Below are 22,383 nucleotides of genomic sequence, written 5' to 3' on the forward strand. Positions count from 1 at the left end.
CTTGTATTGATAATCTTTTTAAGTAAAAGATCAAACTTGCGGTTTCACGAGCAGCGCGAGATAAACGGCCATCGCATTATGGAATTTCCGGATATCTATTCCTGTATTTTCTGTAAACCGATCCAATCGGTATTGGAGGCTGTTGCGGTGAAGGTGAAGTTCTTTTGCTGTTTCCGATATGTTCAAATTGCATTTTGTAAACACTTCTATCATTCTCAAGGTTTCTTCATCATCTGCATATCCTTGCAAAACCATTTCGCGGATGCTCAAATACTGCCCTTTTTCGGTTTGATCGATCAGCAGATAAGGTACCGTCTCACTAAAATTCGCTACCTGCTTTTTGGAATAGGAAAAAATCGATTTTGCTGCTTTAATCATGAATGAATAATAGTCAGTTACATTTTCCGTCTCTTCCTTGAAAGGACCCACAAGAAAATTGATCTTTATATACAAGTCACTCATCAACACATCGATGATTTCTTCGTAATAAATACTGTCTTGCAGCGAATTCGCGTGTTCTATGAGAATGCCTTCATGCCGGTTCTCCCAAAGAATCGGGACTTTCTCTGGAAACAATTCATGGATCGCGTCTTTGAATAACACCGGACTGATTTGATTTTTTTTAATCGAAAAGTAGACAAAACGATACGGACGAGTGGTTTCCACATTTTCCGTTTCGCTCGAGCTATTCGAATCAATCGCTTTCCTCCATTTTTGCTCCGCCTCAGTTAGGGGTGGAAACTCACTGTCATACGGCGTCAGAAATGCAGTCAACACGGATATATCTCTTGGTGTCAGTTGGCTTTTATAAATTCCGATAATTTCATTTTCCTCAGTCATGAACCATTTATAACTACTATCCAAGTCATGGATGCCTTCTTCATATATGATCAATGAAGGATAAATTTTTCTCAGATTATCAATCATAAAAAACACTTCTTTCTCCAAAAAAAGATTAGCTGGCCTGGTTTTTTGTTCACTTACGAAAAAGTATAGATCGTCTCCGATTTGAATTCCTCGTCAGCTTTCAAGATTGCGGACGGGAAATGTGGATGATTCATCGAATCCGGCGGACTTTGTGTTTCAAGGCAAAGGCCCAAGTAATTTTGCGCCTCCGTGCCTCTTACCGAATAAGCGCCTCCCATGGCATTCCCCGTATACAAAACCACTGCAGGTTCAGTCGTTTGAATCACCAGTTTCCGGCCACTTTCTGAATCCGTCAATTCGATGGCTGGCCCATCTGTTTCAGTTAATAAAAACGGATGGTCGTAACCGTTTCCGGCCAACTTTGTTTGTGGGTGGTCCGCTGTTGTCGCTTCTTTGATGCTTCTGCCGTTTCGGAAGTCGAATAAGGGTTCTTCGGCAACCGGGGCAAGCTTTCCTGTTGGCAGTAATTCTTCGTCCAATTCCAAGTAGTGATTGCTTTTCATCGTCAATTCATGATCCAGGATTGTCCGTTTCAAATTCCCGCTCAAATTGAAATAAGAATGGTTAGTGACATTCAATAAGGTCGTTTTGTCTGATTTACCTGAATAGGAAATGACAAGCTGATTGCTGTCATTCTTTAACGTGTAGCGTACAGTCATGGATAAAGTGCCAGGAAAACCTTCTTCCCCGTCTCCACTGACATACGTAAATTCGACTATCGCTTCGTTGTCATTTTCAATCACTTTTGAATCCCACAGAACCGAATGCAAGCCGCCAGGGCCACCGTGGAGATTATGGCCATTGGAGTTCCTATCCAGTTGATAGTCTTCTCCATCAAGGGTAAAGCTTCCTTCTTTTATCCGTCCCGAAAAACGCCCGATCATGGCGCCGAAAAAATTCGGGTCGCTTTCATATTCCTCAAGCGTGTCAAAACCGAGTACGACATTCTCCAGCTTGCCGTCGCGATCCGGCGCTATTATTTCAGTGATGACGCATCCGTAATCAATGCAGGACATTTGAAAACCTCGGTCATTTTTCAATGTATACAAAGTAATTGGCTGATTGTTCTTATGATCGAATAACTTTTTGCTGATTTTCATTTTTCATCCACCCTTTCAATTTAGACAAAATAGCAAGACCGTCTCAGATTCATTCTTTTTATTTTACCTCAAATATATCCACCAGCATCAGCGTAATCGCACCGATCAACGTGGCATCGTCTCCTAATTTAGATACCTCCACTGCTGTTTGGCTTGCCGCAGGAGTCAGGGCAGAAGATTTGATGGTTTCACGGACGGCAGGCAAAATGAATTTCTCCGCTTTTGAAACTCCGCCTCCCAAGACAATTTTTTTCGGATTTACAATATGGATGAGATTGGTCAACCCAACACCCATCGCTTTTCCGGATTCTTTGAGGATGGCGGCAAATTCTTCATTTCCGGCTACAGCATGATCAAAGATTTTTTCAGCAGTGAGGTCATTTTCAAGTCCTTGTTTTGCTGCCTTCCTTGCGATGGCTGGGCCGGTGACAAACGTCTGCAGGCAGCCCCGGTTCCCGCATTCGCAAATCTCTCCGTGCAAATCAATGGTCATATGGCCGATCTCCCCTGCAATATCAGAAGAGCCGTGATAAAGTTTCCCCTCAATGATGAGACCTGCTCCAACCCCTCTGCCGATATTCACTGCCAGCATGCTTTCCAATTCCCCGTGATTCCCAAACCAATACTCGCCCAATGCCATAGCGCGTGCATCGTTCTCCACTTTCACTTCAAGGCCAAATGCCTTTTCGAGTTCTTCTTTGATGGGAATATTGGATAAGCCGAGATTCGGCGCATTCAACGAAATGCCGGTAGCCACTTCGACTACGCCGTGCATGGCAACGCCAATGCCAATGATTTTGTCTTCTGCTTCGGAGATGCTTTCCAGACAAGCAGCAATGCAGGTTTTTAACGCAGCGATAAATTGCTGGTTATCGATCGGCAGCTGCAGTTTCTTTTCAGACCTTTTCAGCACTGTACCGGCGAGATCTGCCACGATGCATTCAATGCTTTCCGGTCCCGCATCCACCCCGATGATGAAAAAAGCCTGATTGTTAATAATCAGCATCGTCGGTTTCCGTCCACCTAAAGACTGCCCGAAATCACTTTCTTCTACTATCTTCTGGTCAATTAATTCTTTTACATTGCTGCTGACCGTAGGCGGCGTCAAATTTGTTTCCCTTGCAATCTGCGCTCTTGATATCGGCCCATCTTTTCTTATTTTATTGAGGATGATCGATTTATTCATTGATTTCATCCATTGAAAGCTGCCTTGCCGCATACGAATCCTCCATTTCTGTCTTACTTGCTTATTTGTAACTGCTTTCATTCTTGTTATTGAATAGTTTACCAAAATACTCTATACTCATGTTAATTAAATTAATTTATAAAGTATTGGAGGAAAATCATGATCCAATCTCAATTGACTCAAACATTCAACGACATCTTCAACACGGATGAAAAGCCGCGCTTTTTCTTTGCACCGGGACGCATTAACTTAATCGGTGAGCATACCGATTACAATGGCGGTCATGTGTTTCCTGCAGCCATTTCCTTTGGAACCTATGCGGCTGCCCGCCAGCGTTCGGATCAGCAACTGCGGTTCTACTCGATGAACTTCCCGGAAAAAGGAATCATCGAATGCGACCTAGCCGATTTGTCCTTTAACCCGGATCATGATTGGGCCAACTTTCCAAAAGGCATGATCCATTATTTTATTAAAAACGGCTTTTCCATTTCTCATGGCATGGATATTCTATTTTACGGAAATATTCCTAACGGCGCTGGGCTGTCCTCTTCCGCTTCTATCGAAATGGCTACGGGCGTTGTTCTTGAAAACCTGTTTGATTTAGAAATCGACCGGTTGAAGATGATTCAGTTGGGGCAAAACGTAGAAAATCAGTATATCGGCGTTAACAGTGGGATTATGGATCAATTCGCTATCGGCAAAGGAAAAAAAGACTTTGCCATGCTGCTCGATTGCCAAACGCTGAAATTCAGCTATGCGCCAGTTGAACTGATGGACCATGAAATTGTTATCATCAATTCCAACAAACAACGGACACTCGCTGCTTCAAAATACAATGAGCGCCGCGCCCAGTGTGAAGAAGCGCTGTCCGACCTGCGCACGGAACTGGAGATCACCAGCTTGGGCGAATTGACAGCAGAAGCATTCGAACAGTCCAAGCACTTGATTGAAAATGATGTCAACCGCAAACGGGCAAAGCATGCCGTCTATGAAAATGAAAGAACCTTACGGGCCCTAAAAGAACTGGAACAAGGCAATATCCAGGCGTTCGGAAAATTAATGAACGAGTCCCATGTTTCTCTTCGGGATGACTATGAAGTCACCGGCGCAGAGCTTGATAAGATTGCAGAAACAGCTTGGGAACAGCCGGGTGTTATCGGTGCTCGGATGACTGGGGCCGGTTTCGGTGGATGTGCCATTGCAATCGTTCAACAAAATCACATCGAAAGTTTCAAAGACCAGCTAACAGCAAGCTATACCGAGGAGTTTGATTTTGCCCCTTCATTTTATGAGGCAAAAATTTCGGATGGCGCCAAAGAACTTGTAGAGGAGTTTTGAACATGAGTGTTTTAGTTCTGGGCGGAGCCGGCTACATCGGTTCACACGCAGTTTATCAGTTAATCGACCAAGGAATGGACGTAGTTGTTGTGGATAACTTGGAAACGGGACATCAAAAAGCCATCCACCCAAAAGCTGTTTTTTATGAAGGCGATATAAGAAATGCTGACTTTCTCAACTCGGTATTCGAAAAAGAAGCCATTGAAGAAGTTCTCCACTTTGCCGCTAATTCCTTAGTCGGTGAATCGATGGAAAACCCACTCAAGTATTTTGACAACAATGTCTACGGCACGCAAGTACTGCTGCAGGCTATGGTCGCACATGACGTGAAAAAAATCGTCTTCTCCTCCACCGCAGCAACTTATGGCGAGCCGGAGTCCGTGCCGATTACCGAAACAATGCCGACCCACCCGACCAGCACATACGGTGAAACCAAACTGACCATGGAAAAAATGATGAAGTGGACAGAAGCGGCCCATGACTTGAAATTCGTGTCCTTGCGCTATTTCAACGTAGCCGGGGCAAGAGAAACGGCTGAAATCGGCGAAGATCACCGTCCTGAATCCCATCTCGTTCCGCTCATTTTGCAGACAGCACTCGGGCAGCGAAATGAAATCACGATTTTTGGAAATGATTATGACACGGAAGACGGAACGTGCATCCGCGACTATGTCCACATCGAAGATTTGATCCGCGCTCACCTGTTGGCACTTGATTATTTGAGAGCAGGCGGTGAAAGTGAGGTCTTCAACCTGGGGAGCAGCCAGGGCTTTTCAGTGAATGAAATGATCTCTGCTGCCCGAGCTGTAACAGGAAAAGAAATCCCGATCAAAACAGGTCCCCGCAGAGCAGGCGACCCAAGCATCCTGATTGCCAGTTCCGACAAAGCAAGACAAGTATTAGGCTGGAATCCTGCCTATACGTCTGTCACAAAAATCATTGAAGATGCGTGGAGATGGCATTCGACTCATCCAACTGGCTATGAAAAGGAAGTGCATAGATGATTTACCAAAACCTTGCCGGACTGATCCAAAAAGCCATTGAAACGGACTTGATTGAAACAGCTGATATCGATTACGTCCGCAACCAGGTCATGCATCTCTTACAATTGGAGTCGTTTCCTGAAGAACCAATAGAAGCAGCCGTCGATACCATTCCGAACCTCTTAGAAAATATGATTGCTTATGCAATCGAACAAGGTGTCATCTTGGATATTTTTGATGACAAGGAAATGCTGTCGGCCAATATCATGAATTGCTTTGTCGCAAGGCCTTCTGTCATCAACGCTCAGTTTATTGAAAAATATGCACAGTCGCCTATAGCCGCAACGGATTACTTTTATGAGTTAAGCAAAAACAGCAACTACATCCAAATGAACCGGATCCAGAAAAACATTTCTTATAAAACAGACACTCCATATGGACAGATGGACATCACCATCAATCTGTCAAAACCGGAAAAAGATCCGGAACAGATCAAACGGGAACGCGAAATAAAACAAACGCTCAGTTACCCGAAATGCTTGCTATGCAAAGAAAATGAAGGATATGCAGGGCGAATCGGCTACCCCGCACGGGCGAACCACCGAGTCATCAAGATTCCATTGACCGGAGAAAATTGGTATCTGCAGTATTCGCCGTATGTCTATTACAACGAACACAGCATTTTGCTTTCTGAAGAACATCGTGACATGAAGATCGACCGGGATGGATTTGAACGGCTGCTTACGTTTACAGAGCTGTTCCCTCATTACTTTATCGGTTCGAACGCCGACTTGCCGATTGTGGGCGGATCTATTTTAAGCCATGATCATTACCAAGCCGGACGCTATGAGTTTGCGATGACCCGAGCGGAGGATGCTTTTGCCTTTAGCTTGGATGCCTATCCGGATATCGCTGCATCGGTTGTAGAATGGCCGATGTCTGTCATCCGCCTGAAAGGAAAGGAAATCGGCAGCCTGGTGACAGCTGCTGATGACATTTTGCAGACTTGGAGAAATTACTCCGATGAGGCAGCGGCTGTCCTTGCCTTTACAGGTGGCATCCCTCACAACACAGTTACGCCTATTGCGAGAAAGCGCAGCGGGTTGTTTGAAATCGACCTTGTGCTTCGAAACAACCGCACGACGAACGAATTTCCGTCTGGAATTTTCCATCCGCATGAAGATGTCCACCACATCAAAAAAGAAAACATCGGTTTGATTGAAGTGATGGGGCTTGCCGTCTTGCCGCCCCGTTTAAAAGAAGAGCTGGCTGAAATTCAAGAGTTTTTACTTGGCAATGCGAATGACGTGGCTCCCCATCACCTCGAATGGGCTGAACAATTAAAAGCACAATCCGGCACTCTTTCGCTGCCGGAAGACGCAGAAACACTCCTGCAAAAAGAGCTGGGGAAAAAATTCGTACGGGTGCTTGAAGATGCAGGCGTCTTAAAAGAACGCGAGGCATTCGAGCGATTTATCAAGGTATTAAATAGCTAAATAGTAGTACATTGCGCATGGCCAAGAGAAAAATTTCTCAAAGAGCTAAAACTTACCAGGCATTGTTGATTCAACAGGCACTTGGCAAATGTGCACGAAGACGCCTATGATCTTTGTGCACACTTGCCATTACTAAAATTTCCACGGCATTGTATGCTTTTAACTAGTTAATGAAAGCACTTACACACATTGGAGGGACTCAAATGGCAGGCTTAAATTTAGTGAATATCAGAAAAGAATACGATAAAGGTGTAGTTTCGGTACAGGATTTCAATTTGGAAATTCGCGACAAAGAGTTTCTGGTTCTGGTTGGTCCTTCGGGATGCGGTAAGTCCACGACGCTTCGGATGATTGCGGGCCTTGAAGATATTACGGAAGGCGATCTGTTTATCGGTGACCGCAGAGTCAACGACGTATCGCCAAAAGACCGCGATATCGCGATGGTGTTCCAAAACTATGCGCTCTATCCGCATATGAGTGTTTATGACAACATGGCTTTCAGTTTGAAATTACGGAAGATGAAAAAAGATGATATCAAAGCACGTGTGGCGAATGCCTCTAAGATTTTGGGTCTTGATGAATATTTGAACCGTAAACCTAAAGCATTGTCAGGCGGACAACGTCAACGTGTTGCTCTTGGCCGCGCTATCGTCCGCGATGCTGAAGTATTCCTGATGGATGAGCCTTTGTCCAACTTGGATGCCAAGCTGCGTGTACAGATGCGTACGGAAATCCAAAAGCTGCATCGCCGTCTTCAGACGACGACTGTTTATGTAACACACGATCAAACTGAAGCGATGACAATGGCTACTCGCTTGGTCGTTATGAAAGACGGCTTTATCCAGCAAGTCGGGTCACCGAAAGAAGTTTATGACAAACCGGATAACATGTTTGTCGGCGGATTTATCGGTTCTCCTTCCATGAACTTCCTGCGCGGAAAAATTGTCGACAACGCGTTTGTGATGGAAGGCGTGAAAGTCCAAGTGCCAGATGGCAAACTTTCAATGCTTCGTGACCAAGGGTATGTAGGTAAAGAAATCGTTCTCGGCATCCGTCCAGAAGACATCCATGATGAGCCGTTGTTCCTTGAGCACTCTCCCAACACCAAGCTGAAGGCTTATGTGGAAGTTGCGGAATTGATGGGATCTGAAATCGTACTTTATTCAAAAGTAAATGACCAAGACTTTGTTGCCCGTGTTGATGCCCGCTTTAATGTAGAAGCCGGCCAAACGATCGATATGGCATTCGATATGAACAAAGCTCATTTCTTCGATATCGACTCAGAGCTGCGCATCAAATAAGGTTTTCAAAAAATTTTATAGCTTCATCCTTAACAAGCCAAAATCCGGACGACAACTCGTCCGGATTTTTTGTTTGTGTACTAGTGGTTTCGCCTGCTTTTTGTAGATAATTAGATAGAAATCGGGTTCAATTCAATCCACCTCGCAACCCGCTGTCCGCTCGCATTTTCAAGTGCATTTTTGAAAATTTCGTGTGAACGACCGCAAATCTCGCTGAACGACTGTAAATTTATTTGAACGACTGCAAATTCAGCTGAGCGATCGCAAATTCGTTTGAACGACCGCAAATTTAGCTAAGCGCTTATAAACTTGCCGTGTATGTATGAGAAGACAGATAAAAGCCTCCTCGATTGCGTTTCCATGAGGCAAAAGAAGAGATGAAGATTATTTCTGCAGCTAAGGGATCGTATTCACTTTACATTTTGACTATACTTAAGCTACTACGATCTTCATTCAATACAAGAGGAGGCTACACCATGACCCCAAAAAATGAATTAATTTCCGAACAGCGTGAAGAACTACTCGATACTTTGAAAGCACGGTTCGAGAAGAACATCGATCGCCACGAATGGATGCAATGGGACAAGATTCAAGAAAAGCTGGAGGCAAGTCCTGACAAACTGTGGTCGCTACAGGAAATGGAACGGACCGGCGGAGAACCGGATGTATTGGAGTTTGATGAAGCCAAAAATGAATACGTCTTCTATGATTGTTCCGCAGAAAGCCCCAGTGGACGCAGAAGCGTTTGTTATGACCAGAAAGCATTGGATTCGCGCAAGAAAAACAAACCTGAAAACAGTGCCATGGCAATGGCAAACGAAATGGGCATCGAACTGTTGAGCGAAGAACAATACCGCACACTGCAGCAGCACGGTACATTTGACGTTAAAACCTCCAGCTGGGTGAAAACTCCTGAAGACATCAGAGAACGAGGCGGTGCGCTGTTCTGCGACTCCCGCTATGGCCATGTCTTCCTGTATCATAACGGAGCAGATTCGTACTACGCGGCTCGAGGGTTCCGTGGATTATTGAGAGTATAAAAATCGGCTGATTACCTAATTGATAAAAAAACAAAAGGCATTGTCGGCAACCCAAAGGGTTCGGCAATGCCTGTTTAATCAAAAAGTGGAAATCAAAAGCCTTACCTGACTTTCTCCTCCTGCAACCTTTCATCCAACCAGTCAATCACTTCGTCATAGATTTTGTATTTGGATGGCTCATTGAATATTTCGTGCATTAAAGAAGCATAGATCTTCAAAGTTTTATCTCTCGAACTAATCTCTCCGTAAAAATCCCGCGAATCTTTTTCAGCAACCAATCCATCTTCATTGCCATGCAGCACCAGCACCGGATCTACGAAACTTCCGGCATGTTCTTTCAGCCAGGCAATTCCTGGAGCAAATTCATTGATAAGGCCAACAGAAATTCTCTTTTCAACCATCGGATCTTCTCCGTAAGCTTTGACGACTTCCGGATCACTGCACACCCCTTCTCCAAGCTTATTATCCAAATAGGTGTCTGCCGGCAAATCCATTGGCAGCGGACCAAAAAGTTCGTTATTGTAGCGGGTCAACGCACCTGACAATACGATGCCAGCCGCTTGTCCCGGATATTTCGTTCCGAATGCTGCAGCCGTGAAGCCGCCCATGCTGTGGCCAATCAAAAAGACCGGTTGCCCCGCGTTCTCTTCTTTCGCCAAATCCATAATGGTTTTCAAATCATCCGGCATTTCACTGAAATCCTTGAAAAAAGTCCGCTCGCCTTCTGATCGTGCATGGCCACGCTGTTCATAGCGATAAACCGTAAAATCGTACTTTAATAAGGTTTCGGCCAGCGCATCGTAGCGCCCTAAATGCTCGGCCAGGCCGTGGGCAATCACCACTACGGCTTTTTGCTTTTCGGCCTGGTCTTTGCGGGTGAATAACTGCGTTCCATCAAAAGATCGGATCATTTTTTCTTCGCTCATCAAACATCCTCCATTCTATTCCATTGCTACTGGTAGTATTCTCCATCAATCGAAAATCCACCTTCTCAATCAAATAAAATGTAAAAAAAGAGATGCTCCCAGAAAATCGGCAGAACCGGTTCCAGTGCATCTCTTTTTTTATTTCACCGCTTCAGCCGGATTCGCCTGGTAATTGTAATCTGCCGGATCGACTGGTGTAAATTCGCTTGGTGTGTAGAACCTCAGCAAATCGCTATTAACTACCTGATCCGACAGCTGCAATTCATAGCTGCCATGCTCCTGCAGTTTTTGTGCTTGCTCCATCTGTTCTTCTTCGATCGGCAGACCCGTTTCCGGATTATAGAAAACGTCGCCGATTGAGTAGATTTCCGGGCTCGCGTAATCGCCGTTTCGGAAAGTCACCAGTTCTTCGTGCTCTTCAGACAATAAATCGGTTCCAAAGTGAATATAATTTTGGGTCTCGACTCCAAGCAAATGCAACACCGTCGGCAACAGGTCAATCTGACCGCCATAGGTATGGTTGATGCCGCCTTCCATGCCTGGGACATGAATGAATAACGGCACACGCTGCAACTTGGTGTTTTCAACCGGTGTAATTTCTTTTGACAGTAATTGTTCCATCGCTTTGTTGTGGTTATCGGAAATACCGTAATGGTCGCCGTACATGACGATCATGGTATTGTCGGCCAAGCCGGATTCCTCCAACTGCGTAAAGAACTGCTCGATCGCTTCATCTGCATAACGGGCTGTCTGGAAATAATCATCGACACTCGAATCGCCGGTTGTGGCTTTTTCGATGGTCGTCAGCTCCTGGTCCATTTTATAAGGGAAATGGTGTGCCACGGTAATGAACTTCGTATAGAAAGGTTCCGGCAGTGATTCCAACATCGGTGCCGACTTTTCGAAGAACGGTTTGTCCATAATGCCGTATTCCGCCATATCGCCTTCTTCAAGGCCCTGATAGGACTCGATATCAAAGAAACGATCGTATCCAAACGATTTATAGATTTCAGAACGGTTCCAGAAGGTTCCGTTGTTGCCATGGAATACTGCTGAAGTATAGCCTTTATCCTTCAAAATAGCCGGTGCTGCCTGGTACGTGTTTTGGCCTTTTGTTATGAAAGCCGCACCTTTTGGCAAACCGAACAAGGAATTATCAAGCATGAACTCCGCATCCGCAGTTTTGCCTTGTGCCGTCTGATGGAAAAAATTATCGAAGTACTGTGTATTTTGATCATTGATCATGGAATTCAAAAACGGTGTAACTTCTTCTCCGTTCAATTCGTAATTCATCAAGAAAGTCTGGAATGATTCCAGATGCAAGTAAACGACATTCATGCCTTCTGCTGCACCGAAATACTCTTCACTCGGCGTCGCGTAATTGGATTTGGTATAGTTCAATACCTCTGTACCGTCATCGCTGTCAGCCAATACCCGTTGAGAAGAAGCTTTCAAACTCTCAACTGTGTCGTAGAGCGCGTAGTTGTACATGCCCAAATACTTGACGATGTAGTTCCGGTCAAAACCGCGGGTCAATAGTTCTGGACGATCCGCTTCTGCCAAAGCCAGATTAAAGAAGGAAATGGCCAAAGCAACCGTGACGACTGGAAGGACCGCTTTCGTCTTGAAATTCCGCTTGTCTTTTTTGGTGCGTGTGGCAACCATTACCGCTACCAGTACCAGCACATCCACAAAGAACAGAAAATCGGTCGGCTGGATCAGCGTTGCTACACTGCCGCCTAAATCGCCAAAATTCTGTGTTTGGAATAAAGTCGGCAAAGTGATGAAGTCACTAAAAAATCGGTAGTACACTAAATTCGCATACAGCAGAACCGACATGCCTATGTAAATCACCAAAAGCGATACATATTTCCGCGTTCCTTTAAAGAACAGCGACAAACTCAACAACAACAATGCGGAACCGAGCGGATTGAGGATCAACAGAAACTCCTGGAGCGCTCCGTCGACGTTCAATTTAAATTGCGTCTTTTGCGAAATATACGTCTTCATCCACAGCATGACTACTGCCAGAACAAAGAATGGAATAAACTTATTAATCTTTTCATTTTTCATTGGATTGATCTTTTTCATATTGCACCTTCTCATAATTGGTCTTCACGAGGATTAAGGGTCAGGGGGTTTTTAAGATTAAGTCATAAAACTTAAGTAAATTTATTGTAAAAAGAATGACAAAATCTATTCTACTCCAATAGCCCAAAAAATGACAGTTTAAGATTTTTTCAGATTATTTAAGGATCAAGTTCGCGTTTTCGCGCCACTTTACAACTTCTCGCGCTTCAATCTGTTTTTCAAGCTTGGCATCCCAGCCGCCAGTCATCCCATTCCAGACTCGGGCATAAAAAATATCCTGCTGCCGGTCGTATAACTGAAATTCGATGCAGGGAATAAACTCCGTATCCTGTTCGATGCAGCTGGTAATGCCCGTTACGATGACTTGAAAGCCACCTTCTTCAGAAAAAGCGATTTCTTTAGAGAGAAGCTGCTGCATCGGGGCTTTGTTCAAGCTCCCTTTTACCGGATAGCGATACAATGGAAGCTTGTCTTGCGCTTCGGGATACGCGTGATCTGCAGCGAAACGGTAGTCGTCATGGACAGCACTATAGGCGATTACAGTCGTTTCGCCTTCCATTTCTTCTTCAAAAATGCCTTTGTCCAAGTAGTCATAGCCCTTGGCCGTCAACTTATAGCCCAGCTTTTGAAGCTGAATCAACCCCGTGCGCTGCATCTTTTCAATCAAGTCACTGATGAACAGCTCTTCTACAAACAGCATGTCGGATAAAGTTGCGGCCCGGCGGATATCGGCTTCCTGAAAAGCAAGGAGCAGCATCTTCATTAAAATGTCCATCTTTAACCGTTTGACCCGGTCAAAACCGACATCGTACAAAACAATCGGCAGCTTCCACACTTGGTCGTTAACGATGGCCACATCGGGATTTTCCGTCAACTTCAATCGCAGCTCTTCTATCAGCTTGTCCACACCTCTACCCCCTGCTCTTCTCTAAGGTCTTCAACCCGTTTTTCTTTTTTACAACTTCCAATACGTGCTTGTACATCGTTCGTGTTTCCAGCTGTTTGGCGCGCTTCGTAAACATCTCAGAACTGCCGACCATCACCAGCAATTCCTTGGCGCGTGACAACGCCACGTTCAATCGCCGGTAATCTTTCGCAAAACCGATATCGCCGTGCTTGTTATGGTTATTGCGCACCATGCTCAGAATAATGATGTCCCGTTCGCTTCCCTGGAACCGGTCAACCGTTCCTGTGCGGACAGCCAAATGCGGCAAGCGCATTTCCTGGTCGATCATCCGCTGAAGCCGCTTGACCTGTTCGCCGTAAAAGCTGATGACGCCGATGCTCTTCTGCTGGTCTTGCGGAATTCTTCCCGCCTGCTTGGCAGAACCTGCAGCTTCATTCAGTTCAAGCAATAAATCACGGATTTCCTGCAGCTCCGCTGCATTGTACAAACTCTTTCCGCCATTCATCCGCTCTTCAAAATTCGCTGCTTCGTTCGGCAGATCCAGCCACATAAGGTGATTGCTGCGCGCCACTGTAGTTGATTCGAGCAGATGGTCACGCTCCCGGTCCGAGTCCAAGATGCCGCATTGCAATTGGTCATTTTCCAGCCGGTAAAACGGCGCAATGGTTTCCATGATATCCTCGTGCATGCGGTATTGAATCGCGAGCATCGTTTTGTTCGCTGCCGGCAAGTTTTTATAAAGACGTTCAAACAACGACTCTTCCAGCAGTTTTTCCAGCTCTTTCTTTTCTTCAAAGCCATTGTCTTCATCAATCATTTTCTGCAGCGTTTCTTCCAGCGTGTCGTTGCCAAGAAGCGGCGGCAATTGATGATGATCGCCGACTAAAATGATTTTCTTGCCTTTCAGCATCGGCAGCAACAGCTCAGGAGGTGTCGCTTTGGATACTTCGTCAATGATGACCACATCAAACTCAGGATAGTTTTCGATGAAATCTTTGCGCGCCGAAGCGACGCAAGTCGTGCCGATGACATTGGCATGCTTAATATACATTTTCCGGATTTCATCCAGATCGTGTTCATTTGCCTGCGCTAATAGATCCAGCCATTTTTTCTGTACCGATTGAAGCAAAGGCAGATTCTTCATTTCCTGTTTAAGCGATTCTTTTGTGAAGGAAAGGCTGGCAAGTTCTTTGCCTGCCCGTTCGTATTCCAGCTCGGGGTTTGATGCAAGCACTTCTTTTAAGGACGCCATTTGTTCTTTCCGGTTCCTTATTTCTGATTGGATTTTTTCGATTTCCCCATCCACTTTGATAATTTGGGCTTCATTGTTTTCCAGTAGAGCTTTCTTTTCTACGTGTTCTGCCTGAAGGTCTTTTATTCGTTTCTCCGTCTGTTCATAAAAGACTTTTTCTTTTTGCAGTTCGGCAAGCTCCGCTTTCTTTTCGTGAATTGCCGCTTCTATATCAGCAGGAAGGTCGCCCGCATTTGGCAGTTGACGGTAGCGCTGTTCAAGCGGCGCCATTTCTTCCTGCTGTTTTTCCTGCTTCTCCAGCCATTTCTCATCCCATACACGGTATTGCTCCTGCTGTTTCACGAGCTGTTCGCATAACCCGTTTTTCAATTGCTGGAAAGCCCGTTTCGACTCTTCCGCATATACTTCGACCGACTTGAGCTTGGCACCTCTGCTCCACAAGTTGTTTTGCCGTCTGTACAACCCGGTTAACGCCTTTTTCAAAATAGCCGGATCGTTGCGCTGCTCGCTTTTCAGCAAGTTCCGCAACTTCTCCAAATAACTGTCGATTTCGGCAGAGGTATAGGCTTCTGTCTTGGCCAATGCCTGCTGCTTCAAATCGGTAAACGAAATCCCCGTGGGTGCCAGCATTTTCTCGATATAGGAAATTGCTGCAGTGACGAGCCGGTTGTATTCATTGAGCTTGCCCCATTCTTCCATGTTTTCGCGGTTGGCTTCCAGCCGATTGATCAAATAAGTGATGGAAGGGATTTCTTCGATCCTGTGCTCTTTCAGCACCTCCATCAGCCCGTCGATTTTCTTGATAGTGTCCATATTATTGACGGCGGCTTTCTTCTGTTCAATAATTTCCGCCATCTGATCGCGTCTCTCTACGATCGCCGCCAGGTCCTGCCGTTTCTCAGCCAAATCCTGCTCAAGCCGGCTGCGCCCAAGCCCGCGCTGCAGCAATTGAATACGCTGTTGGATCTGTTGCTGTTGTTCCTGGAACGATGCTTGGTCTTTGCTTTCAATAAAAGCCAGATTTTTTTGGATAGAATCCTCAAGCGTCTGCACCGTTTGTTCCATTTCCCAGCTGTCACGGACAGCCTTGTCCCTTTCAATTTCAAGTGACGACAATTTCGTCTGCTCTTTTTCAAGCAAGCTTTGAATGTGCTGCTGGTTTTCCTGCGCTTTACGTTTCTCTTCGATGGCAACAGCCAGGTTTTCGTAGACCGGCTGCAGGTTTTGGGTGGCTTGTTCATTTGCATCCAATTCAATTTTCAAGCGTGGCTCGCGCTTTCCGCGCTTGTCGTATTGAGCCGCAACTTCTTCCAGCGTATGGTCTTTCCAGTACTGGCCGACGTTTTCTTCGATGAATTTCTTTCCTTCTTCTTCAATGCTCTCGGTACGACCGACGCGAAGAATCCGGATGTCTTTATTAGCCAAAAGGCGTCCCAGTGCATTATCAACTGCCAGATTCGATTGCGACGCGACCAATGTCCGCAAGCCTTTTTTAGCATTCTGCAGGCAAATTTCTGAAATGACCGTGGTTTTTCCGGTTCCCGGCGGCCCTTGGATGACGTACAAATCTTCTGCTGCCACAGCACCTGAAACGGCTTGCTGCTGGAATTCGTTCAACCGGTTATGGAATACCAGCCGCTCTAAAGGTTGCAACGGTTTCACAGGCGGCTTTTCTTCAAATAAAATACGGTCAAGATTCGGATTCACCGCCAGGCCTTTCTCCAAATTTGCAAAGCCCTGCCGCAGCCGTCTGATTTGGCTGAGTGCCGCAAAATTGCTGAAGACGACTTCCCGCTTCTCCAGCGACAGCCCTTTTTCCCGAACCTGCTTGACCATGTGATGTTGAAGTTCCACTTCCACTGTGCGGTTCGCCGCTTTGATGACCGTTCCGGCATCTCCAGTAATACCCGCCAACTTCACTGTCAGGCCTTTGAGTGTTTTCCACTCTGTGTCTTTCATTTGGCAACCTGCTAAAGTAATTCGGCTGAAATCATGGCTGAACGCTAATTTGGAATAGCCCGTTTTGATGTCCGGAATATCCATGCCGCGCTCCTGAATCTTCAAATACCCTTCCCAGCTGCCGATCCGCTTTTTAACGTAATCCGTGCTTTCCTTTGCCGGCGTCATCCGGTTGATAAGATTAATCAACGAGACAGGAGCCGGATTACGAGAAGGATCGAACATCAAATATTCCTCGCGCTGCCAGTTGGTTCCGAGTGCCTGATAGGATTTCCTGACTGTCAGGTTGGTGATCAACAAATTATGATTCGTGAAGACTCCGTGCAGGACGATCGATCCCTCTATGTTTTTTGCTGTCAAACGGTCCGTTTCCGCTTTGTCGAAAATCAGCGCAACGGAAAGCTCGCCATCTGCATTGGACGGATAGCGCTCGATAAATACCTTAAAGGCTTTGTCCACAACAAAAAACGAGCGTTCGCTGATGCCGAACCCTCCCATTTTTTCTATGGCTGTCTTGGTTAATCGTATGGACGTTTTGTATATTGCTGTATGTGCTTTAACCATCTAATCACCTGTTCTTTTTAAAGCTGAAGAAATTTCCCGAAGAATCGTTCCTGCTGATCCATTTTCCTATAATCATATCATCAATTAGTCGAAATAAGATCGAAAAGTTACGAATTAATACGAATATATGTTCGATTAATTTTTATAGCGACATAATTAGGCAGATGGAATAGTTAAATGATGGAAAGAAACAATGAGCTCAAACCGGTTTCTTAATGTTCCAGCGCTCGCTTTCCGCGAGACAATCTTTGCAACGCCACAGTATAGCGATGCAGGAGCGGTGGGCTTGCCTATCGCCACCTTTCGCTCTTCCTTAATTAATCAGTAGAATGGTTTCTGAACCAGAGTGGGTATACTATACTAAACAAAAATCGGGAGGTTATGGATCATGGCACACTCAACCAATAAGAGAATCGATTCCGCTTCGAGAGTCATTATGGCAACACCAAAAGCAATTTATGATGCATTTCTCAACCCGGAAGCCTTAGCATCGTGGCTTCCCCCTACCGGAATGTCAGCCACTATTGATAAGTTTGATCCTTACGAAGGCGGATCTTATAAAATCACGCTCACGTATGATTCCCTTGATTCAAATCTTGGGAAGACTTTGGACCATACGGATGTATCTCAAGGGACGTTTTCAAAGCTGGTTTCCGACACCAAAATTGTGCTGGCAGGCCAATTTGATTCTGAAGACCCTGCGTTTGCTGGCGAGATGATTCAGACATGGTATTTGGAGGCTGTTTTGGAAGGAACGAAGGTTACCATCGTTTGCGAAAATGTTCCTGAAGGGATACGGAAGGAAGATCATGACGCCGGTTTGAATTCCACCCTTGAAAATCTTGCTTTGTTTACTGAAAACGGGGTGTGAAAACTCGAAAAAAGGAGAGTACTTTTTCAATAGGGTAATTTTGAGTGATGACTAGAAATTTTATAGGATGATCAAATTTCGTAAACCAGTAATATGGTTAAGCTCTCCTCCATTTCTAGCGTGATTGTAATCAGATTTTTGTACACTGATTCTTCGAACTATTTATAATAGAAGAAGGAGACCCGTTCTTTACGCATAGGTTTTCTGCAAATCCACTGACAAGGGGAATCGATATGGAAAAAACCGCTTTTGAACTAGAAGAAACGACCATCAGTAAAATCCAGCAAGCCTTTGAAACCGGCAAGCTGACAACAGTGGAACTGGTCCAGGCCTACCTGGAACGGATCGAACAATTCGATAAGAATGGACCGAAGATCAATTCCGTTCTATCACTCAATCCGGATGCCTTAAAAATTGCAGCTGAACTTGATGAAATGCGCGGGCAGGAAGGCCAGGGACCGCTTTACGGAATCCCGGTTTTATTGAAAGATAATATTGATACGATCGATTCCATGCCGACGACCGCGGGAACCATCGCATTGCAGGAGAATTATGCGAAAGAAGATGCGTTTGTGGCAGCCCAGCTGCGAAACGCCGGCGCGCTTATTCTCGGCAAAGTCAATATGAGCGAATGGGCATATTTTATGGAAAAAGATGCACCGAGCGGCTTCAGCAACCTCGGCGGCCAAGTACTGAATCCTTACGGCGTCGATGTCTTCGAACCTGGCAGCGTTGGCGGTTCGAGTTCGGGAACCGGTGCAGCCATTGCTTCGAATTTTGCCGTTGTCGGTATCGGCACAGAAACGTCCGGTTCAATCTTAAGCCCATCGAGCGCTAACTCTCTGGTGGGAATCAAACCGACTGTCGGCTTGATCAGCCGCACCGGCATCATCCCGATTGCAGAAAGCCAGGACACGGCTGGACCGATGGCGCGGACGGTGGCGGATGCAGCCCTTACGCTTGGCGTTTTGACGAACGTCGATGACCGGGATCCAGCCACTTCCGCCAATGAAACGAAAGCACTTTCAGATTATACGCAGCATCTGAAAATTGACGGGTTGAAAGGTGCACGGATCGGCGTTGACCGCTCCCTCTTAAGTGAAACTGGAAAAGAAGAACGCGTAGTGATCGAGCAGGCGATTGAAGAACTGGCTGCGCTGGGCGCGGTCATTGAAAATGTGGAAATGCCGAAGACAGAATTTGATTCAGAAGTGCTTTGGTATGAGTTCAAGCGTGGAGTCAATCAGTATTTAAGCAAAGTTTCAAGCGATGTTCCGGTGAAATCACTGGAAGAGGTCATTGCATTCAATAAGGAACATCCGGAACTGCGGATGAAGTTCGGCCAATCGGAACTGGAAAAGTCACAGGCGCTCAGTGAGGATTCGCACGACCCAACCTACCTCTTACACCGGGAAACGGACATTCGGAATTCCCGCAGTGAAGGAATCGATGCTATCATGGCCAAGCACAATCTGGATGCTTTGCTTTCAGAAAACAACCGAGGAGCTGCCCAACCAGCAAAAGCAGGATACCCTTCCATCACTGTACCCGCTGGCTACACAAGCACAGGCCAGCCTGTCGGAGTGACATTCTCGGCGAAAGCTTACAGTGAACCTAGATTAATTGAACTGGCTTATGCTTACGAGCAAGCGACAAACAAACGAAAAGCTCCTCAATTCGATTGAAAAACTAATTGCATGCGCTTTTTTGTGAACCGGACTTCCCTCATTGGCAGATACAACCAATGAGGGAAGTCCGGTTCATTTTTTTGTTGATTTTTAATAAAAACGAAATTATACCTGGAGAGCGAAAAAACGATTGTAACCATGTACTCACCCATAACACTATCGTTCCGCATCCTTTTCTTCACTTAAAAAGTTAGACAAACACCGATAATTGTTTAATGACATGTCTTACAGGAAATAAGGGAATAAAGGCCGGTTCTGCAATTTGAGGCCGCCGCAAACGAGGAGGTGGACGACGCATGCCGAAAACAAAATGGTTCCTATTCCTGTACAGCGTTGTTCTCATTCTGATCATCCTGTATTTGGCGGCCCGTATGCCGTTTCTTCTTTATCCATTCCGCGTCATCTTCTCGACCATCGCACCGACCGTCATTGTCGGAGGAATCCTCTATTACATATTCCGGCCGCTCGTCTCGTTGCTGGAAAAACGAATGGGCCGCATAACCGCTATTCTTTCGATCTTTTTCATTTTCACCATTGTCATCTTCTTTCTCGGAACTTGGCTGGCACCGTTATTGGCCAGCCAAATCATGACACTGGTCAATAATTTCCCGTACATTGTGGCACAGGCCCAGAACTGGATTGATATGGCTCTGGAAAGCGAGTGGTGGCAATACATTGAAGAACAGAATGTGATGCCTGCCCTTCAGCCATCGACATTGACGGATAATTTCACTGAACGGTTCTCAGGAGCAGGCAGCAGCGTCCTCAGTTTTCTCGGAAGCTTTCTCAGCATAGTATCCAAACTGGTCATCGTGCCATTCGTTCTATTCTTCCTGTTGAAAGATGGCGAGCGTTTGCCCGACAGATTTCTGAAGATCCTGCCGCAAGATTCACGTGAAGAAGGCCGGAAAATCCTGCAGGACATGGATGAAAATTTGAGTGCCTATATTCAGGGACAAGCAATTGTCAGCCTGTTCGTCGGGGTTCTCAGTTTGATCGCCTATATGCTGCTTGGGCTGGAATACGCCGTCATTCTTGCATTCGTTTCCATGTTTACCAACCTGATTCCGTTTCTTGGACCATTTATCGGGGCTGTACCGGTTTTGATTGTAGCCTTTTTCCAGGAGCCGATTTTGGCGTTTTGGACTGCTGTTGCTATCCTCATCATTCAGCAGTTAGAGAGCAATCTCATCTCGCCGAACGTCATGGGACATAAACTTGAAGTGCATCCAGTGACCATCATATTTCTTCTCTATATCGGGGCAAGTTTTGCCGGAATCATCGGCATGATCCTGGTCATTCCTATCTACGCGGTAGGCAAGGCCATCGTACAGAATGTGTATCGCCTTGTCCGGCTGAAGTTTCCAGCGTTGCGCTGAATAACCAAAGAGCGCAATAAATGAAGACGTACAAAGACCGCTGATTCTCACAAGAACCAGCGGTCTTAGTATACTTGCATGTTGATAGTACCTATCTCAAAATCATAGCTTAACTGAAGTTAACAGTTTTATCAAAGCCCTGTTGCATCTACGCCATAAGTAGCATCAGCATTACTGAAACCTTCAAACTCCAATTGTTCGATCAACCCGGATCTTGAAAAAGAACTGTAATCCAAATAGTTCTCAGCCATTTTCACTGCCTGTTCTTTCCAATCTGCGTTGATCTGTTCTGCTGCATAGGCAGCATCGGCGTTACTGAAACCTTCAAACTCCAATTGCTCAATTAATCCGCTCTTTGAAAAAGGAGTATAGTCCAGATAGTTCTCAGCCGTTTTGACTGCTTGCTCGCTCCAATCTACACTGATTTGTTCTACTGCATAAGCAGCATCGGCATTACTGAAACCTTCAAATTCTAATTGCTCGATTAATCCGCTCTTTGAAAAAGCAGTATAATCCAAGTAATTCTCAGCCACTCCTACCGCTTGTTGCTGTGAAGCTGTTCCTGCATTTTCTGCCGCCTTAGCTTCTGCTTCTTCTGCCGCTTTCGCTTCTGCTTCTTCTGCCGCTTTCGCTTCCGCTTCTTCTGCTGCTTTCGCTTCCGCTTCCTCTGCTGCTTTCGCTTCCGCTTCTTCTGCTGCTTTAGCTTCCGCTTCCTCTGCCGCTTTAGCTTCTGCTTCCTCTGTCGCTTTCACTTCCGCTTCCTCTGCTGCTTTCGCTTCCGCTTCCTCTGCTGCTTTCGCTTCCGCTTCCTCTGCCGCTTTAGCTTCCGCTTCTTCTGCCGCTTTAGCTTCCGCTTCCGCTTCTTCCACTGCTTGTTGATCAGTCTCTTCCTCAGCTTCGACTTGCTCGACACCGGCTACTTTTTCTTCTACGGGATCTAGCGTTATTCCGAATAAAATAAAAAATGCTACTATTGCAGAACCAAAATACATGGCTGCTTTCTTTCTATTCCTTTTGGCTGCTGGCATCCACCTCAAAACAAGACTGGGCTTAATCAACCCTACAACCAGTGCCACAATCGACAAGAGAAATAGCAGCAAAAACAAATTTTCCATTTCCTTACCCCCTTTTTGATAGTTTGTTGCTCACATCATTTTCTTGTAAAACTTGTCTTGCCCTTCATTTCAGAAGTAATAACTCTGATTTTTTCAAAAGACATACAGCATACCTAGTTATACTGACTTAAAAAATGACACATGCTGTTTTTTTAATAAGTATTATGACTCATATAAATTGTAACTTCTTTAGACTGTTAACACAATTTAAATATTTTGTTATTCAAATGAAATATACTGCTCCCACAAAAAAACCGCTA

At 45.5% G+C, this 22,383-nt stretch carries 16 protein-coding genes; 8 read left to right on the forward strand and 8 right to left on the reverse strand.

What is annotated here, in order from left to right; all coding sequences use genetic code 11:
* Positions 1-30 precede the first annotated feature (30 nt).
* The 3 genes from FQV26_RS13130 to FQV26_RS13140 are packed head-to-tail and all read right to left on the reverse strand — an operon-like array spanning position 31 to position 3,246.
* Positions 31-927, reverse strand: a complete 897-nt coding sequence (locus FQV26_RS13130) for a PucR family transcriptional regulator (RefSeq protein ID WP_146557998.1) — start codon at positions 925-927, stop codon at positions 31-33.
* A gap of 53 nt (positions 928-980) precedes the next feature.
* Positions 981-2,027 carry an aldose epimerase family protein gene (locus tag FQV26_RS13135; RefSeq protein ID WP_146557999.1) on the reverse strand — a complete coding sequence of 349 codons (1,047 nt, stop codon included), beginning with the start codon at positions 2,025-2,027 and terminating at the stop codon, positions 981-983.
* A 58-nt stretch (positions 2,028-2,085) separates the two neighbouring features.
* Positions 2,086-3,246, reverse strand: a complete 1,161-nt coding sequence (locus FQV26_RS13140) for an ROK family transcriptional regulator (protein WP_146558000.1) — start codon at positions 3,244-3,246, stop codon at positions 2,086-2,088.
* A 126-nt stretch (positions 3,247-3,372) separates the two neighbouring features.
* Between FQV26_RS13140 and FQV26_RS13145 the strand changes: the two genes are divergently transcribed.
* The 5 genes from FQV26_RS13145 (at position 3,373) to FQV26_RS13165 (ending at position 9,371) form a co-directional block, all read left to right on the forward strand.
* The gene (locus FQV26_RS13145) at positions 3,373-4,551 is read left to right on the forward strand and encodes a galactokinase (RefSeq protein ID WP_146558001.1); all 1,179 of its coding nucleotides are present in this window, start codon (positions 3,373-3,375) and stop codon (positions 4,549-4,551) included.
* Between the two features lie 2 nt (positions 4,552-4,553).
* Positions 4,554-5,555: a UDP-glucose 4-epimerase GalE gene (galE, locus tag FQV26_RS13150; protein WP_146558002.1), complete on the forward strand. Its 1,002-nt coding sequence runs from the start codon at positions 4,554-4,556 to the stop codon at positions 5,553-5,555.
* Complete coding sequence (gene galT, locus FQV26_RS13155; protein ID WP_146558003.1) at positions 5,552-7,030, forward strand: UDP-glucose--hexose-1-phosphate uridylyltransferase; 1,479 nt, start codon at positions 5,552-5,554, stop codon at positions 7,028-7,030. The genes galE and galT overlap by 4 nt, the downstream gene beginning before the upstream one ends.
* Before the next feature lie 203 nt (positions 7,031-7,233).
* Positions 7,234-8,331, forward strand: coding sequence for an ABC transporter ATP-binding protein (locus FQV26_RS13160; protein WP_146558004.1), 1,098 nt, complete (start codon positions 7,234-7,236; stop codon positions 8,329-8,331).
* Positions 8,332-8,807: 476 nt separating this feature from the next.
* Positions 8,808-9,371, forward strand: a complete 564-nt coding sequence (locus FQV26_RS13165) for a DUF4256 domain-containing protein (protein WP_146558005.1) — start codon at positions 8,808-8,810, stop codon at positions 9,369-9,371.
* A 101-nt stretch (positions 9,372-9,472) separates the two neighbouring features.
* On the opposite strand, the gene FQV26_RS13170 is transcribed toward FQV26_RS13165, so the two are convergent.
* The 4 genes from FQV26_RS13170 to FQV26_RS13185 all read right to left on the reverse strand — a co-directional run bounded on the left by FQV26_RS13170 (position 9,473) and on the right by FQV26_RS13185 (position 17,070).
* Positions 9,473-10,297: an alpha/beta hydrolase gene (locus tag FQV26_RS13170; protein WP_146558006.1), complete on the reverse strand. Its 825-nt coding sequence runs from the start codon at positions 10,295-10,297 to the stop codon at positions 9,473-9,475.
* A 138-nt stretch (positions 10,298-10,435) separates the two neighbouring features.
* A complete protein-coding gene (gene ltaS / locus FQV26_RS13175) occupies positions 10,436-12,388 on the reverse strand; it encodes a lipoteichoic acid synthase (RefSeq protein ID WP_146558007.1) in 1,953 nt (650 codons plus the stop codon).
* Between the two features lie 154 nt (positions 12,389-12,542).
* The gene (locus FQV26_RS13180; protein WP_146558008.1) at positions 12,543-13,295 is read right to left on the reverse strand and encodes a hypothetical protein; all 753 of its coding nucleotides are present in this window, start codon (positions 13,293-13,295) and stop codon (positions 12,543-12,545) included.
* 4 nt (positions 13,296-13,299) lie between these two features.
* Positions 13,300-17,070 (reverse strand): AAA domain-containing protein, encoded by a 3,771-nt coding sequence (locus FQV26_RS13185; protein ID WP_146558009.1) that lies wholly within the window; start codon positions 17,068-17,070, stop codon positions 13,300-13,302.
* A 388-nt stretch (positions 17,071-17,458) separates the two neighbouring features.
* On the opposite strand from FQV26_RS13185, the gene FQV26_RS13190 reads away from it, so the two are divergent.
* The 3 genes from FQV26_RS13190 to FQV26_RS13200 all read left to right on the forward strand — a co-directional run bounded on the left by FQV26_RS13190 (position 17,459) and on the right by FQV26_RS13200 (position 21,008).
* The gene (locus FQV26_RS13190) at positions 17,459-17,941 is read left to right on the forward strand and encodes an SRPBCC domain-containing protein (protein ID WP_186759937.1); all 483 of its coding nucleotides are present in this window, start codon (positions 17,459-17,461) and stop codon (positions 17,939-17,941) included.
* A 233-nt stretch (positions 17,942-18,174) separates the two neighbouring features.
* Positions 18,175-19,626, forward strand: coding sequence for an amidase family protein (locus FQV26_RS13195; RefSeq protein ID WP_146558011.1), 1,452 nt, complete (start codon positions 18,175-18,177; stop codon positions 19,624-19,626).
* A 299-nt stretch (positions 19,627-19,925) separates the two neighbouring features.
* On the forward strand, positions 19,926-21,008 hold the full coding sequence (locus tag FQV26_RS13200; RefSeq protein ID WP_146558012.1) for an AI-2E family transporter: 1,083 nt from the start codon (positions 19,926-19,928) through the stop codon (positions 21,006-21,008).
* Positions 21,009-21,139: 131 nt separating this feature from the next.
* Here the strand turns inward: FQV26_RS13200 and FQV26_RS13205 are convergent, their stop codons facing one another.
* Positions 21,140-22,123, reverse strand: a complete 984-nt coding sequence (locus FQV26_RS13205; protein WP_146558013.1) for an Ltp family lipoprotein — start codon at positions 22,121-22,123, stop codon at positions 21,140-21,142.
* Between the last annotated feature and the right edge of the window lie 260 nt (positions 22,124-22,383).

It is taken from the genome of Planococcus sp. CPCC 101016, assembly GCF_007859295.1.
Lineage (GTDB): Bacteria > Bacillota > Bacilli > Bacillales_A > Planococcaceae > Planococcus.

Bases quoted from the DNA above. Each gene is read 5' to 3' on its own strand.
- FQV26_RS13195 (WP_146558011.1), top strand. From the start codon at position 18,175: ATGGAAAAAACCGCTTTTGAACTAGAAGAAACGACCATCAGTAAAATC.
- FQV26_RS13170 (WP_146558006.1), bottom strand. From the start codon at position 10,297: ATGAGCGAAGAAAAAATGATCCGATCTTTTGATGGAACGCAGTTATTC.
- FQV26_RS13145 (WP_146558001.1), top strand. From the start codon at position 3,373: ATGATCCAATCTCAATTGACTCAAACATTCAACGACATCTTCAACACG.
- FQV26_RS13205 (WP_146558013.1), bottom strand. From the start codon at position 22,123: ATGGAAAATTTGTTTTTGCTGCTATTTCTCTTGTCGATTGTGGCACTG.
- galE (WP_146558002.1), top strand. From the start codon at position 4,554: ATGAGTGTTTTAGTTCTGGGCGGAGCCGGCTACATCGGTTCACACGCA.
- ltaS (WP_146558007.1), bottom strand. From the start codon at position 12,388: ATGAAAAAGATCAATCCAATGAAAAATGAAAAGATTAATAAGTTTATT.
- FQV26_RS13135 (WP_146557999.1), bottom strand. From the start codon at position 2,027: ATGAAAATCAGCAAAAAGTTATTCGATCATAAGAACAATCAGCCAATT.
- FQV26_RS13190 (WP_186759937.1), top strand. From the start codon at position 17,459: ATGGCACACTCAACCAATAAGAGAATCGATTCCGCTTCGAGAGTCATT.
- FQV26_RS13130 (WP_146557998.1), bottom strand. From the start codon at position 927: ATGATTGATAATCTGAGAAAAATTTATCCTTCATTGATCATATATGAA.
- FQV26_RS13165 (WP_146558005.1), top strand. From the start codon at position 8,808: ATGACCCCAAAAAATGAATTAATTTCCGAACAGCGTGAAGAACTACTC.
- FQV26_RS13160 (WP_146558004.1), top strand. From the start codon at position 7,234: ATGGCAGGCTTAAATTTAGTGAATATCAGAAAAGAATACGATAAAGGT.
- FQV26_RS13185 (WP_146558009.1), bottom strand. From the start codon at position 17,070: ATGGTTAAAGCACATACAGCAATATACAAAACGTCCATACGATTAACC.
- FQV26_RS13200 (WP_146558012.1), top strand. From the start codon at position 19,926: ATGCCGAAAACAAAATGGTTCCTATTCCTGTACAGCGTTGTTCTCATT.
- galT (WP_146558003.1), top strand. From the start codon at position 5,552: ATGATTTACCAAAACCTTGCCGGACTGATCCAAAAAGCCATTGAAACG.
- FQV26_RS13140 (WP_146558000.1), bottom strand. From the start codon at position 3,246: ATGCGGCAAGGCAGCTTTCAATGGATGAAATCAATGAATAAATCGATC.